The sequence below is a fragment of the Companilactobacillus ginsenosidimutans genome (genome assembly GCF_001050475.1).
GTDB lineage: Bacteria > Bacillota > Bacilli > Lactobacillales > Lactobacillaceae > Companilactobacillus > Companilactobacillus ginsenosidimutans.
The window spans coordinates 2,007,127-2,022,934 of sequence record NZ_CP012034.1 but is presented as its reverse complement, the minus strand read 5'-3'; the positions used below and the strand labels follow the sequence as shown (position 1 = coordinate 2,022,934).

Here is a 15,808-nt window from a genome sequence, read left to right as displayed (position 1 = left end):
ATTATTTCTCCTCGTCTCCGTAAATGTTTTTGCTCAAGTAACGCTCACTTGAATCTGGGAAAATTGTAACGATAGTTGAATTTTCAGGTAAATTTTCAGCAACTTGTAATGCTGCCGCAAGAGCTGCACCACTAGAACTACCAGCGAATACGCCTTCATTATCAGCCAACCATCTAACGTATGAAAATGCGTCATCATCGCTAATAGTTTTCACTGAATCAACTGTGATAGATTTGAAAAATGGCGGAACGAATTCGACTCCAATTCCCTCGGTACGATGTGAATGTTCCTTACCACCATTCAAAATTGATCCTTCTGGTTCGACTGTGATTGCTTTCATATCAGGATATTTGTCTTGCAAAGCTTGAGTTACACCAACAAAAGTTCCACCACTACCAGAGCCAGCTACGAATGCATCAATTTTTTGATTGGGCAAATCTTTGATGATTTCTGGGCCTAACGTTTTGTAGTAAGCTTCTGGATTGGCTGGATTTTCAAACTGAAGTGGGACGTATGAATTATCTGTTTCAGCAGCTAATTCCTTCGCCTTGGCGATTGCTCCGACGATGCCATCTTCAGACGGTGTATGAATAATTTCTGCACCCAAAGCTTTCATCAATATCTGTTTTTCCTGACTAAATTTTTCTGGTACAACTAGCTTGACTGGCAGGTGGTATTGTTGAGCTGCCAACGCTACTCCGATGCCAGTATTACCAGCCGTCGGCTCAATTATCGTAGTGCCGTTTTTAATTTTACCGCTCTTCAACCCATTTTCAATTAAGTTCACTCCTAGGCGATCCTTGACCGAACCACCGGGATTAAACATCTCGAGTTTGGCATAGATCTTGGCGTTGTTAGGTGCTTCGATATCAAGTTTTAACAGCGGTGTGTTGCCGATTGTCTGATATATATTCTCTACTAACATTTTCCCTCCCCCACTCAATTAGATACAAAAAAGGTGCAGATTTCTAATTAAAATCTGCACCTTATACGATTGATCTGATTTATGTTTTACCCAAAGAAAGACAATTTAGGCACGCAAACCAGTGAATCGCATAAGATGCGATTCACAACAACAACTTGTTGATGTAACAAAGTTTGCATTAGTCATCATTGAATTCCTCCGATTAATTTATGTACTGAGATTATATTACTTTATTTGTTTTGTCAAATTAATTTTGTTGATTAATTGGATCTAGCACTAATGATTCTGCTAGGAGTACTTCGCTGTGTAAGGTATATAAATAACTGCTATAAAAACGATGCTCTAGTGAAACATCATGTAAATAGTCTCGTTCAACATCGAACGCATACATCAAAGCTCTTCTTTCATCCAGCCGTTGTTTCTCGTCAAAATCAAAGCGGTTTTTATTGGCAGCACGCCATTGATGTAAAAATGAAAACATATCATTTTTCTTGTTTTGGTCCCGTAAATCATAAATGACGGATTTGCGAACACTCTTATCGAGATGCATTTCATTTACTTGAGCAATTCCACGTTTAACCATCTCGTCACGAATATCTGCAACTTGAGCCAAAATGTCGGTATCATCGGGGGTAGCCGTCAAAGTAAATTTGAACAAAATAGTTGGCACAACCATGCTTAATATAATTACGACTGTCTCAATTAATATCAATAAATCAAAATTTTTCTGACCAACGATTTGTCTGCTAACACTGAATACCATAGCTAACGTAACGGCGCCATGGATACCTCCAAATGAGAAGGTGACGGCATCCGTTGCAGTATCGTGCATGATAAATTTTGCATAAAGATATCTTACGATAAGCGATACTAAGTAGATCATGATTCCAATCCATAGCCAGCTAAATGACAAGGTTATTTCTTGGAAATTATCGCGAATTATACGGACTAATGTGATTCCGAGTGTAACGAAAACGAAGCTATTGAGGACTTCTGATATGAATAACATCAATTGTGTTCCAAGGTGAAATTGGTGTGAAGATGAAAATCTGCTTCGACTGGCTTCGGAGTTACTGACCAGTCCTGCACAGACTACAGCGATGATTCCGGAGACGTGAATCTCTTCGGCTAAATAGTAAATTACAAATGGAGTTATGAGAAAAATTATTGTTTGAGATGAAATAACATTAACTTTTGAACGGACTAATATTTGTCTAAAGATCATTACTAGATAGGCAAACACGGCACCGAAGATTACACCACCAACAGCTGAAACTAAGAAACTTGAAATATTTGCAGTGAATGATAAGTGTCCTGTTTGGAGCCACGTTAATCCAGCAGCCAACAAAATAATTCCGGTTGCGTCATTGAATAATGATTCCATCTTCAGGTTATTTCCAACCGCATCAGGAATCTCACGACCCTCAACAACTGAGTCAAAAGCCGTCGCATCAGTCGGTGTACTAATTGCTGCCATAATCAATGTGAATGGGAAAAACATTCCAAACACTAAGTTGATTGACCAGCCAACTAAAATTGCTGTGATTATTGCAAGTATCACTGACATTCCAATGATTCTGCTAGCTTGATTTCTTACCACAAAGTTCCGAGTACCTTGACCTTCGAAGAATAATAAAGGTGCAATAATGGCGAACATAAAAATTTCGTTATTGAAACCAAGTATTAATTTATCGGTAAGTGGAATTAATCCAAAAACTATCCCCATCGCCAAATTAACATAGGTATTAGAAATACCAGGTACGAATTTAGCCAATATATTTGCGATTGCAATGGCAATTACAATCAGTCCACTTGATATTAGTATTGCCATATCAATCCCCCACCTTGTTGCTTAATCTGAAAATACATTCGAGATGCTTTTCAATCCTGTTTTCACGGCTGAAATGTTTTCAGCACCGATTGCATTTGCAATAATTATCTCATTCTTGGAAAAATAATCATTAATTGATTTTGATAATTTTCTTGCTTTGGGAGTCAATATTATCCGTTTTAATCTCGCATCATTCTCCATAGGGACACGGACTAACAAGTCTCTTTTCTCCATTAATTTTAATGCACTAGTGGCACTTGGACGTCGAATATTAAATTCATTTTCAATATTTTTCTGAAAAATATTTGAATCATTTTCATGATTTGAAATGTAATCAATAATACTCATTTGCATTCCTGTTAAATCCATAGTTTGTGCGTATTTATCAGCGTCGCGAGCCATTACATTACCTGCTTGCTTAATTAAAATGCCAAAATTTCTGTCCATATTTAGCCTCATTGTTTGATTTCTAACATGAATTTATACTAGCACACTTATACCTATTTATGATATAACAAATAACGTTAGTTAGAATTCTAACAAATAGGAGGAATACATGAATCGTCAACTAAACACTAAATTAATTTTATCTATCATCGCTACTGGACTACTGTCCTTCTCCGGAGTTGTTGTTGAAACTGCCACAAACGTGACTTTTCCAACACTAATGAAGGAATTCAGCGTCAATACTTCAGCTGTTCAGTGGATGACAACTGGATATTTATTAGTCGCATCAATCATGATGCCACTGTCTGCATATTTAAAAACTAATTTCACTTCAAAAAAATTATTTATTACGGCAGCTAGTTCGTTCATCATCGGACTAGCACTTGATGCACTTGCACCAGCTTTTTCACTGCTAGTCCTTGGTCGAGTCATTCAAGGAATCGGAGCCGGAATTGCCTTACCACTAATGTTCAACATCATTCTTGAACAAGCTCCAGCTTCAAAAATCGGACTATTAATGGGAGTCGGAACCTTGATCACTGCAATTGCACCAGCAATTGGACCAACTTTCGGTGGACTAATCGTCAACTCACTCGGCTGGAGAAGTATTTTCATTATTCTCATACCACTAGTTGTCATCGCACTATTTATAGGTGCTTTTGCAATTCAGCAAATCACCCCTCCTGAAAAAACCAAGTTAAACATTATCGATATTTTACTTGTGTCAGTCGCCTTTATCGGACTTATCATTGGATTCTCTAACTTGTCGGCTGTTGCCCAAAATCCCGTCGGCTTCTGGATTCCACTAGTTGTTGGGGTAATCGCCTTAATTTTATTTATCTATAAATCAACACATAGCAACAGTCCATTGATTGATTTAAAGATTTTGAAAAACCACAAATATTCTGAACATCTTGGAGCATTTTTCCTTGTCCAATTAGGTGCACTTGGAATGTCTTTTGTACTTCCAAATTATGTTCAACTTGTTAATATGAAAACCGCCTTGGTTGCCGGTTTACTTGTCCTTCCTGGAGCACTTTTAGGTGCAGCATTTGCTCCACTTGGAGGCGCTATTCTAGACAAATTTGGTGCACGAAAACCTATTCTTATTGGAATCATCATCGAAATAATCGCGATGGTGCTCTATGTCGGATTTGGACGCCAGCTTTCAAATGGATTGATTCTTACCTTCTATCTATTATTCATGCTCGGAATGGGATTGGTGATGGGTAATACTATGACCAACGGTCTAAAACAGTTACCGCAAGAAAAAAGTGCTGACGGCAATGGCTTATTCAATACTGTACAACAATTTGCCGGCGCGGTAGGAACTTCGATTGTGTCTACTATTATGGCGCTTGCTCAGAGTGCTAGCATGCCAAAAAGTTATGCGGCGAGAACGGCAATTGGTTCACAAAATTCGTTCATTTTGCTGTTAGTATTTTTGGTAATTGCTGGTATTATGTTGAATTCAGCTACAAAACTATCAAAGAATTCATAAAAAAAATTTCACAACCTGCCAGGATTGACTGTGTCATGTGCTATAATCATTAGAGTTGCGGTCTGATTGAGACCTTAGAAGACTAATTAAGCCAAGCTAAGCAAAGATTCGACTGGGCAAATATATATTTATGGGGTACAGAAATTATGCACTACACACTATTTATTCGCTGCGTTGCCGAGTTTATCGGTACTGCCTTGATGGTGGCGCTGGGTAACGGATCTGTTGCAAACGTTGAGCTAAAGGGTACAAAGGGTTTCCACGGGGGGTGGATTCTTATAGGTTTTGGTTATGGTATCGGTGTTATGATCCCCGTAATGATGTTCGCTGGTATTTCTGGCGGTGCATTCAACCCTGCTATGACACTAGGAATGGCCACTAACGGATTATTCCCTTGGTCAGAAGTTTTACCATATTTAGCAGCTCAATTCTTGGGCGCAATTTTTGGTCAAGCTTTGATCGTGGCAGCATACAAACCATACTATGATCACACAACCAACGCTGATTCAATTTTGGGAACATTCTCAACAATTGATAATGCACATAGTAAATTAAATGGATTCATCAACGAATTCCTCGGAACATTCGTCCTTGTCCTTGGTGCTGTGGCACTTACAAGTGACAAAGTTGATTCACGTGCCGACTTCATCGGACTAGGATTTCTAGTTATGGCCTTAGTTATTTCACTTGGTGGAGCAACTGGACCAGCACTTAATCCCGCTCGTGACTTGGGACCAAGAATTCTACACGCAATCCTTCCACTACAACACAAAGGTTCATCACAATGGGAATACAGCTGGGTTCCAGTCGTAGCACCAATCGTCGGTGCCATTTGTGCAGTTAAAGTTTGGACAACATTCTTTTAGAAATTAATAAGAGCACCACTTCTTAGTTGAAGTGGTGCTCTTTTTTAATTGAATTAATAAACCTTAACGGCATCCCCGTATACTACCACATCATAATCACCTTCAACTGAATTCGAAATGACTTTTAAATTGAAAAGAGCATCATATTCACGATTGTCAATCGATTCCTTGATACCATTTATACATGCTTGAAAAGCAACTTGGTATCCTGAACTCGGATTAGCATAGTTGGATAGTCCCATTCTTTTCGTATAAGAAAGCATAACTGGTCTTTCATAGGTAAAACCATTTGGAATTGGATTTGCACTGATGATATACGGTGTTTTTTTGAATGAAAATTCAGGCGGGATATTTGAATTCTGAATTTTTTTCTCTCTGTATTCTTTCTTAGCCTCATAGTTCTCAACAACTAATTTCTTACGTTCATTAATAATACTTTTGATATTATTGTATAAATCATTGGGTGTTATGCCATTGCCTTCTATCTTTATGCCATATTGCACATAATCTGAAGCATCCAGAATCTCAACACCATCATTTTTTAATGATACATTAGCATTGGTTAACATTAAAAGATTCCACCCAGAGTTTTCAGTTGGAGGGTTAGACGTAAATGAAAGAATATATACGTTATTGATTAGTAATAATCCATGCCTCTCAGCCTTAAACATTCCGATGGGTGCCGGCTCTGCAAAAACTGCACCCTTCCATACTATTACTTCAACGTCAGCAGCCTTTTTTTCAATAATTCTTCTGGCCTCATCGCTCATTGTTTCATCCCAAAGATTTATTGCATTCTGAACTTGTAACATATGTTCACTGTCGTGGTAATTTGTAAAAAAATTAGGATCAATCATATTTTGTACTCCCTCATATTAATAACCAAATTATACAGAAAACAAAAAAGAAATAGCATAGCTATTTCTTTTTTAGGTTCTAGAAGTCACAACATCTTTACCATCCACCCAAGTTGTGGTGGTGACACGATAATATGTCGAACTTCCAATATTCATTTTTCTGTCAGTGTACCAAGTGGTTCCGGGAGTTAATTGTCTCCGTGCAACAACGTTGCCTCGAAAATCATGTAGTCTTGCGTATACATCTTGCTTGATCGTAATCTGCGTATAAATTGGCTGATACTCGTACATGTCAGTGATGTTAACCCAAGCCGAATCAGCTATTTGGCAAAATGTTTGTCCAGCATGATTAGCCATTTGTCGTACGTGGAAATCGTAGTTATTGGTTAAATAATAAATAGTTTTACCAGAATTATTTATAACCGGAATTTGAGTGTTAGTGGAGAAAGTTGTGAAATAGCCCGAATATTGCCAAGTATCTTGGAAAACCATCAGTTCTTCAACTGGCTTTGCGGAAGGTCTAGTAATTGTTGATCCATTAGACTTCACATACATTTTCTGATTAACATTGGTCGATGAAATAACGACAAAATTCCACATTGGTGACGCAAATTTGTACCCTCTCGGTGGCATAACTTTAACCTTCGACTTGTCAGCACCTTGAACCGTGGTACGACTGACTTCTTTGTCGGTATTAGTGAGAAAGTGAATTGTGTTTTTGACCAAATTATTTTCCGGACGAGTTGAATCAGGCTTTTTATCTTTAAGTTCTACCATTTTGATATACACCCCTTCAGACATAGTTGAATTGATGACAAAACACGACTGTTCCGTCTCAATCAACTGATAACCCTCAGGAACCTGACTGCGGATGTCGACAATTAAACCTTCCTCGCCAGTTATCAAGCTTGAAGACACAACTTTATCGCCAATTTCGAAGTTCAATTTCATCGTAATTAAATTACGTTTTTTGTTCAATTCATCTTTCATTTTAACGCCTCGAACCAAAAACAGACCGAATAATTCAATATTTTTCGAAAAAACTTAATTACTAATAATATACGAAATCAAGCTAGATTAAGCTATAAAAACGCTTGAAAATTTAGATTAAATCGTCAATACAAACCCACTCGTTAGTAGATACGCGATAGTGAATTTTACCATTAATAGTTGCCGTCTTATCAGTCTTCCAAGCAGAATCACCGGCCAAATTACGAACACTGACATTACCCTGACTATCAACAAGGCGCGCAACCTTTCCAGGACGAGTAGTAACCACCCCTGTCGTATATTCAAAGACAAGACTATGATCAGCCTTAACCCAACCATCAGTTGAAACACGATAATATTTTTCACCATTGATAGTAGCAACCTTATCAATCAACCAGTCAGTCTGAGGAAGCAAGTTGTATTCAATCGACTCACCTTTGGTGTTAACCAGTTGAGTATGTGTGCGGTCACCGTGGATTGTTACTTTTCCGGTGATGTCTTGGATGTTTGGTCCTGGGTTTGGTGTTGGTTCTGGTGTTGGTTCTGGGTTTGGAGCTGGCGTCGGTGTTGGTTCTGGGTCCGGAATTGGAGCTGAAGGTTCTGGATCTGGTGCTGGTTCCGGCTCTGGGACAGGCTCAGGGTCAGGAACAGGTTCTGGGTCCGGGTCCGGTGTGGGCTCTGGATCCGGAATAGGTTCCGGATCAGGAGTTGGTTCTGGATCTGGCGTTGGTTCTGGATTTGGTGCTGGTTCAGGATCTGGATTTGGTTCTGGGTCTGGCGCTGGTTCTGGTTCCGGTGTTGGTTCTGGACTAGGAACAGGATCAGGATCTGGAACAGGTTCTGGATCCGGTGTTGGTTCAGGGTCTGGTGTAGGCTCTGGTTCTGGAGTTGGTTCTGGATCTGGAATTGGCTCTGGTTCTGGTTCAGGATTTGGGGCAGCTGGTTCGGGCACTGGCTCGACCGGAACAGGAATTGGCTCTGGCATTGGTGTTAGATTTGGAACTTCAACCAAGTTATTTTCATTTGAACCGTCATTATCTTTATCTGGCAATACTGAAGGAAGTTCCGGTGTAACTGGCGTTTGAACAGGTTTCTCAACAATTCCACTGGAAATTATATTCTTATCTGAAGTTTGCACAGGTTCAACAGGATTACTGACAATTTCAGTTTTGTCTAATTCAGCAGTATTCATGACAATAACTTTTTGAACAAGAGTACCTTTGTAAACATTGAAAATCTTGAATGAGCTATCTAGAAACTCATAACCTTTAGGCGGATTAACGATGACTTCACTGCCACTCTGTCCTTTAATATCAGTCGTGCCAACGACTTCCCCATGTGGTGTCACAAATTGAACAGTATTCTTGTGAGTCTTGAACACTTTGATAATGATAATTTTCTTCCCATCATCCGTAACACTCAAGTATCCCAACTTAACCTCATATCCGGATGGAATCTTACTTGGATCAATCTTAATTTGACCACGAATATCGAATTTACCTTTGTATTCAGCAACTTTTACGCCGTCTTCGTCAACAAAACGGATTTCCTTTTCAACTTGAGTTGACTCAACTTGAATACTAACTGAAGCCGCACTTGGATTAATAGTCACGATTCGGTCGCCCTTAATCTTGAACTTGTCCGACTCCTTAACCTTAACTTTTTCACCCTCGTATCCAGTGACAGTCTGAGTATCAACAACGTTACCGTGCTTATCAACACAGTTAACCGTGCAAGTAACCGCAGGAAGTTTCGTTAAATAAATAATAAAGTTTTGACCAAACGTACCCGAAACAAATTCGTGAGGTTTCGTCATATCAACCTTGTAACCCTTAGGAATTAAGTGTTTGTACTTCTCAAAAGTAATTTTTTCGCCAGTCTTCATTTTGATACTACTGAAGTTCGCTGTGCCGAAAAATTGTATAGAATCATAATGTGAATCAGCTGTCAGCTTCACGATAGTTGTAGAATTATCTTTCCCCAACTTAACTAATCCGGATTGGTCTTTAGCAAGACTGTATCCAGCTGGAATTTTGTCAGCAATATTCACAAAACTATGGACTATACCACTCATTGAAATCGACGATATCTCTTCAGAATCTGACACAAATTTAACAGTATTTTTCACGGTAACTTTTTCTGCAACTTTGTTCAAATAAACATGAAAAGTTTGTCCCCAAACGTCGTTTCCAGAAACAAAATTAGTATTGCGTGTCGTATCAATTTCATATCCATCCGGCACGAATTTCTGATAATCCTTGATAGTTATCTTCTCACCCGTATGCTTCTCAATAGCTCTAGTCATAACTCCACGCCAACCCATGAATTGAATCGTATCCCAACGTGTAGTTGCAACAAGTTTAACCGTCACATCTGTGTCATCTTTATCTAATTTAATATGTGCAGATTCTCCTTCAGCAAGGATATATCCCTTAGGAATCTTCTTTGAAATATCAATCTTTCCACCACGCTTAACATCAACCTCAATGCTACTAGGTGAACCATAATCGGTAGAAAACTTAATCTTAACTTTCTTCTTCTTTTCAGACTCTTCACTCATTAACTCGGCAGCACTAACAGCACTCGGTGCAATAACTGATCCAAGCATCAAAGTACTCAAAATAGTACCCACTAAAAAACTACGTTTCATAAATCAATTCCCCTTAATCTCTCTTAACCTTTTTCAAATATATTTCAAAATATACTAGTCAGAGGTAGACCAATTCAATAGAAATTCGAGATTTATAACCACCTATACCAAATTTGTTAGCAAGCTTCATTTGTATATAAATGGAAAATATAAACGGCACAAAAAAATCCCCATCATTTCTGATGAGGATCAATTGAAATTATCTATTTATTAATATCAGTTGCAGCAACCCACTCATCTGTTGAAACCCGATAATAAGTTTTACCATCAACAACACGAGATTTATCAGTATGCCAACTAGTATCACCAGCAAGACTTCTATTAGAAAGTTTGAATTTGCTGTTATACAGTTCTGCAGTCTTACCTGCTTTTGTAGTTATATTTTGATTAATAACACTGTACTCAAACACATGAGCAGCTTTCACCCATTCGTTAGTAGATACTCGATAGAATGTTTCTCCATTGATGGTTGCCTTCCTATCAATCTTCCAGTCCGTGTTTGCAGATAAGCTTCGATTTGATTGTTTGCCCTTCATACTAAACAACGGAATTAATCTAGATCCTGAATGAGTTGAAATTACACCTAAATATTTTTGCTCATTACTAAACACCTCATTAATGTTTGGAGCTTCACCATTTGCAGTTTTATCAATTTGAGAATTTGGAGATGGTTTCCCATCTGTTTCATTTTGGCTTTGACTAACATCTGGTTTGGTTACATGAGAGTTAGAATTATTCCCCACATGTGTTCCACTATTAATACCATCAGAATTGTTCTTTTTATAAACGAATATCGTTTTTGTTCCCCATCTCGGATCATTAATTGTTCCCTCAATTTTTTTCTCACCACTATTTAACTTATACCCTAAAGGAATTTCTACTGAATACGATTCATCCCTTACACCTTTGACTACCTTCTCATCAATTACTTTACCCGAGCCATTGTCAATAAATCTAATTGTGTTCTTTACTACCTTCATGAAACTAATTGTTTCAATTTTACTTGAGTAATTCATTTGCGTATAGTTACGGCTACTTAATTTATATCCAGGAATTAGATCAGGCGGGAATACAGGCGTATGTCCAAACAATCCCTTAATAAGTACTTCATTCATTAATACATCTTCTTCATTATCATAATCAACAATTTTGAACATGTTAAAAACGGTATTCGGAATCACTACAATAACAACTTCAGAAGGGCTACTTTGGGCTGTAAAGGTATCAGAAGTGTTTTTTATTTTATATCCAGCAGGAGCTAAACCTTGCTGTGCTTCAAATGTATGACCAATTTTCATAATGAGTGACGTACGACCCGACAGGTGTCCGTGTTCGTCAACAAATTTAATTTTTTGCTCGACGTATTCTCGCTTTACATTTTTAATAGTTGCTTCCGTTCCATCTTTTGATATTTTATATTGGTAATCATCTCCAAAGTCATAGACTGGAAATAGTTTTCCCAAGTCAACCGTCTTACCTTCATTTTCAGTTAATATTTTTGTTTCTAACAGTTTCCCAGATTTATCAATAAAATGGACAAAATTTCTAACACGTGAATCTTCTTGATCTCGCCTTACATCGACATATCTCGTTTTTTCAGAGGAAGTAATCGTTATAACACTTGAATAATTACCCAAATTAGAATATTGAAAAAAGTATCCAGTTGGAAGATTACTAATGTCTAAAATCTTTGGACGATTCAATTTGCCGGAAATCAAAAACGGTTTCCCTACAGATTTTTGTGTATCATAATCGCGAAACTGAATGGTATTTGTATATAAATCATTCTCCACTCTTTTGACTTTAATTGTATATGTTTTTTCATTAGTATCTCGTATGTTGATGGGCTTATCAGACTCTTCAGTAAGGATAAATCCTTTTGGCAAGCGTTCCATAATATTTTTTTCTGAAATTGACCTGTCCAATATCGGCACCGAGAGTTTGACATCAGCAACTGCTTTTTCAGCTCCATTTGTCACATCAACGTATCTGAGAGTGACAATTCTTTTAACTTTAACAACCTTGATTTTAAACGGTTCAGATTCATTATCAGTTAACTTAACATCTTTTGGATTATCAGTGTCCAATTTGTATCCATTTGGCAATTTAATTTTTGACAGCTCATATGTATCGCCTTCATTACCAAAAATAGATTGAGAACCAATTCTCTCATCATTGTCGTAAAAATAAAAACGCATGTATACAGAATTCTTAATTTGGTCTTCGTCCCGCGCAACTCCTTGTAACATTTCGGCACCCACAATTACTGGTTCCGAGATACTGCTCAACAACATTCCACACACTAAAGCACCTACAACCATATTTCTTTTCTTCATTGCTAATCCCCTAATTTCCTATTATCGAATATATTTTATAACTTAATTCTAATATATAGGATTACTTTTAGATTATCTATTGGGGACGCGTTTTCATTCAAATTTTGTTGTTTTGAATATTTCTATTTAAATATTTCCACAAAAAAAGCCTCACTGATCTCAGTGAGGCTCAAACTTTATCTATTTATTTAATATCAGCAGCAGATAAGAACTCTGTTGTTGAAACACGGTAATACTTTTGACCGTTGATTGTGATTGTTCTGTCGGTGTACCAAGCAGAACTTGCGGCTACGGCTCTAGTTGTTAATTTTTTACCATTGAAATCGTACAATGGTGCGATTCCAGCAGCTTTTGTTGTTACTGTATCAGGATTTGATGTGTATACGTACACGTCTGATGCTTTAACCCACTCGGATGTTGACACACGATAGTATGCTTCTCCATTGAGTGTAAGCTTTTTATCAGTAGCCCAATCGCTTGATGCACCTAATGCACGGCCATCGACTTTCTTGCCATCAACTGTGTAAAGTGGAGTTACCTTGTCCAAAGTTGCGACTGTACCTTTTGAATCTTCAGTTGTTGATTGTTTAACGACTGTGATTTGTTTTTGAGTACCGTCTGGTTGCATGGTGAATGTTGCATCGGCAGAATTCTTAAATGAATAGCCTTCAGGAAGTTGCTTAGCATCAACAGTGACCTTGTCGCCAGCTTTTTCGCCATAAACGATACCAGTGCCGACTTGAGTTTTGGCTGTATCATCTTTTACAAATGAAATCGTATTACTGATATCTTTATTTACATCAAGATAGACGTCAGATGATCCAGATCCAAGAATTACAGTACCCTGGTTCTTGTTAGCTAGATAATAACCAGCAGGAACACTCTTAACATCAACTGAACTACCAGCTAGGCCAGTCAAAGTTTCTGTACCAATAACACCACTATTGTAAACGTAGTGGACAGTCGCAGTCACGTCGCCAGCCTTAGTCAATTGAACAGTTTGACTTGTACCATTGTCCTTCAATGACAAAACATTGCTACCACTGGCAACTTGATAACCAGCTGGAATCAACTTAGTGATATCAACAGATTGACCCACCTTGTCGCCTTGGAGCATAGTTCCGTTACCAATTTCAGCTCCACCACTTGTAAAGATAATAGGATTGGTAATTTTAGTTGTTGCCTTCTCAGTAGTAGTTGTCGCAGCTTCAATACCAGCGTCAGTTGCAGCATTGACGATAGTTGATTGAAGTCCAATAGTTCCAAGCACTACTCCTGAAAAAATTAAACCTTTCAAAACATTCGATTTAGTATTTTTCATATTTATCCTCTTCATAAAACTATATTAATAATTTCATGTTAGTACGAATAAATATTTCATAAAGGATAACGAATATTTTCTTATACAAAACATAATATCCGTCAGAACCACCGAAAATAATTTCTCACATTCTAACTTTTTTGCATAGAAATAACAATTTTACCCTTAGCATGCATGCCTTCACTGACAGCCTGGGCGTCTTTAACACCATCCTCAGTAAATGGATGTACACTGTCCGTGACCACCTTGACGACCCCGCGACTCACCAAATCAACCAACTCAGTCAATTGCTTGCCATTAGGGTGAAGCCACATGCCAGAAGCGTTGATGTGATTAGCTTTAGCCAAATCCTCGTCAGCCGCACCAGCAGTCGTAACCAGACTACCCTCAGGCTTAATGATGCCATAACTTTTTGACAAAATGTCTCCACCAATAGTGTCGAAAACGGCGTCAATATTGCTTAATACCTGGCTAAAGTCCTCAGTGTGGTAATCAATTATCTGATCAGCACCTAAGTCTTTTAACAGATCAAAATTGGCTGGACTAGCAGTCGTGATAACCTTGGCGCCAATGTGTTTCAAGATTTGAATAGCAAACAAACCAACACCACCGGCTCCACCTTGAACTAAAACAGTTTGACCAGGTTGAACCTTAAGATAGTCGTAAATACATTGCCAAGCAGTCAAACCAGCAAGTGGCAAGGCTGCAGCATCCTCATAAGAAACATTTTCAGGAAGCAAGGCGAGCTTGTCTTCTTTGACAGCAGTATATTCAGCGTAAGTTCCACGGTCGGTCAAATCTGGACGAGCCAAAATTTTGTCACCAGCGTGGAAATCTTTGACTGCTGAACCGGTACGAGTGATTTTACCCGCAACATCCCAACCAAGAACAATTGGAAACTTCAATGGAATTGCTTCAGCAAGATATCCTTCGCGCAACTTCCAATCGATAGGATTAACTGAAGTAGCTTTAACCTCAACTAATACCTCGTCGTCAGCGATTTCAGGAATCGCCAAATTGGTCATATGTAACTCGTTACGATCTCCATATTCATTAATTACAACAGCTTTCATACAATCTCCTCTTTCACAAAAAGTTAACTTTAACTAACCATAAATTTTTCTAAACTATATTAATTTTTCCCAATAATTATTGTATACACTAATAAAAAAGATTATAAATGAACTGTTACAAAATTAGGGGGCATCATCATGAAAATTACTACTAAAAGACCAGCCCGAGTTTGGGCAGCAGTCTTTGCAGGTATTATTGGTGGTATTATTTCAGGGATTGTTAAATTAGGTTGGGAAGTTTTACTTCCACCAAGAACAATCGCCAGAAACTTAACAAATCCACCACAAGAATTGTTACAACAATTCGGTATTCCAAAGGCAATCACACATTTAACTTACACATATTCAGGCCAACAAATGCCTTGGGTAAGTTTCATCATGCACTTTGGATTCTCAATTACTTTCGCCATCATTTATTGTGTACTCGCAGAGTATTTCCCACAAGTTAAACTAGGCCAAGGTACCATTTACGGACTAGTAATCTGGGTATTGTTCCATCTACTAATCATGCCACTAATGGGCACAGTTCCAGCAGTTTGGAACCAACCATTCGAAGAACACTTCTCCGAAGCACTAGGCCACATGGTATGGGCATGGGCAATTGAAATCTGCAGACGTGACTTCAGAAGTCGAATAACACATGAACCAGATCGAGAATTTACCACAACAATCTAATTACGAATAAAAAACTTGCTGACCACATCGGTTAGCAAGTTTTTATTTATGTCTATAATTATAGTTCATTAACAAAATTCAAACAATAATAAGAATTTCGAAAAAAAGTTTGATTTATATTTCACGTAGCCAAGTCGGTATAATGTGAATGGAATTTCAAATTATAGTGAATCACTAGATAAATAAACGAACCAAATAATGCGAAAGTAACCAGCGCTAACATCCCACCAAAAGTGAATGTTAGCGCTTTTATTTTAACTTATTTTTGAAATCATATGAAAATAATCATTATCTAAAAATCACAAAATACAACTATTTAAATTATAAGTTTTGTCT

12 protein-coding genes are annotated in these 15,808 nt (G+C 37.8%); 3 read left to right on the top strand and 9 right to left on the bottom strand.

Features of this window, described 5'->3' with window-relative positions; all coding sequences use genetic code 11:
- Position 1: 1 nt before the first annotated feature.
- From ABM34_RS10160 to ABM34_RS10150, 3 genes are all read right to left on the bottom strand, one after another.
- A complete protein-coding gene (locus tag ABM34_RS10160; RefSeq protein WP_048705497.1) occupies positions 2 to 925 on the bottom strand; it encodes a PLP-dependent cysteine synthase family protein in 924 nt (307 codons plus the stop codon).
- A gap of 247 nt (positions 926 to 1,172) precedes the next feature.
- Complete coding sequence (locus ABM34_RS10155; protein WP_048705495.1) at positions 1,173 to 2,756, bottom strand: cation:proton antiporter; 1,584 nt, start codon at positions 2,754 to 2,756, stop codon at positions 1,173 to 1,175.
- Between the two features lie 21 nt (positions 2,757 to 2,777).
- Positions 2,778 to 3,203, bottom strand: a complete 426-nt coding sequence (locus tag ABM34_RS10150) for a MarR family winged helix-turn-helix transcriptional regulator (RefSeq protein WP_048705494.1) — start codon at positions 3,201 to 3,203, stop codon at positions 2,778 to 2,780.
- Positions 3,204 to 3,312: 109 nt separating this feature from the next.
- Between ABM34_RS10150 and ABM34_RS10145 the strand changes: the two genes are divergently transcribed.
- Entirely contained in the window at positions 3,313 to 4,704 is a 1,392-nt protein-coding gene (locus tag ABM34_RS10145) for a DHA2 family efflux MFS transporter permease subunit (protein ID WP_048705492.1), read from the top strand.
- Positions 4,705 to 4,850: 146 nt separating this feature from the next.
- Entirely contained in the window at positions 4,851 to 5,570 is a 720-nt protein-coding gene (locus ABM34_RS10140) for an MIP/aquaporin family protein (RefSeq protein WP_048705491.1), read from the top strand.
- 53 nt (positions 5,571 to 5,623) lie between these two features.
- Here the strand turns inward: ABM34_RS10140 and ABM34_RS10135 are convergent, their stop codons facing one another.
- From ABM34_RS10135 to ABM34_RS10110, 6 genes are all read right to left on the bottom strand, one after another.
- The gene (locus tag ABM34_RS10135; RefSeq protein WP_048705489.1) at positions 5,624 to 6,427 is read right to left on the bottom strand and encodes a hypothetical protein; all 804 of its coding nucleotides are present in this window, start codon (positions 6,425 to 6,427) and stop codon (positions 5,624 to 5,626) included.
- Between the two features lie 72 nt (positions 6,428 to 6,499).
- Positions 6,500 to 7,417, bottom strand: a complete 918-nt coding sequence (locus tag ABM34_RS10130) for a hypothetical protein (protein WP_048705488.1) — start codon at positions 7,415 to 7,417, stop codon at positions 6,500 to 6,502.
- 112 nt (positions 7,418 to 7,529) lie between these two features.
- Complete coding sequence (locus tag ABM34_RS13375; protein WP_053084468.1) at positions 7,530 to 10,067, bottom strand: SLAP domain-containing protein; 2,538 nt, start codon at positions 10,065 to 10,067, stop codon at positions 7,530 to 7,532.
- A 203-nt stretch (positions 10,068 to 10,270) separates the two neighbouring features.
- Positions 10,271 to 12,403 carry an SLAP domain-containing protein gene (locus ABM34_RS10120; RefSeq protein WP_048705486.1) on the bottom strand — a complete coding sequence of 711 codons (2,133 nt, stop codon included), beginning with the start codon at positions 12,401 to 12,403 and terminating at the stop codon, positions 10,271 to 10,273.
- 184 nt (positions 12,404 to 12,587) lie between these two features.
- The gene (locus tag ABM34_RS10115; RefSeq protein ID WP_048705484.1) at positions 12,588 to 13,724 is read right to left on the bottom strand and encodes an SLAP domain-containing protein; all 1,137 of its coding nucleotides are present in this window, start codon (positions 13,722 to 13,724) and stop codon (positions 12,588 to 12,590) included.
- Between the two features lie 131 nt (positions 13,725 to 13,855).
- Positions 13,856 to 14,797, bottom strand: coding sequence for an NADP-dependent oxidoreductase (locus tag ABM34_RS10110; RefSeq protein WP_048705482.1), 942 nt, complete (start codon positions 14,795 to 14,797; stop codon positions 13,856 to 13,858).
- A gap of 138 nt (positions 14,798 to 14,935) precedes the next feature.
- On the opposite strand from ABM34_RS10110, the gene ABM34_RS10105 reads away from it, so the two are divergent.
- Entirely contained in the window at positions 14,936 to 15,472 is a 537-nt protein-coding gene (locus tag ABM34_RS10105; RefSeq protein WP_048705480.1) for a YagU family protein, read from the top strand.
- Positions 15,473 to 15,808: the final 336 nt, after the last annotated feature.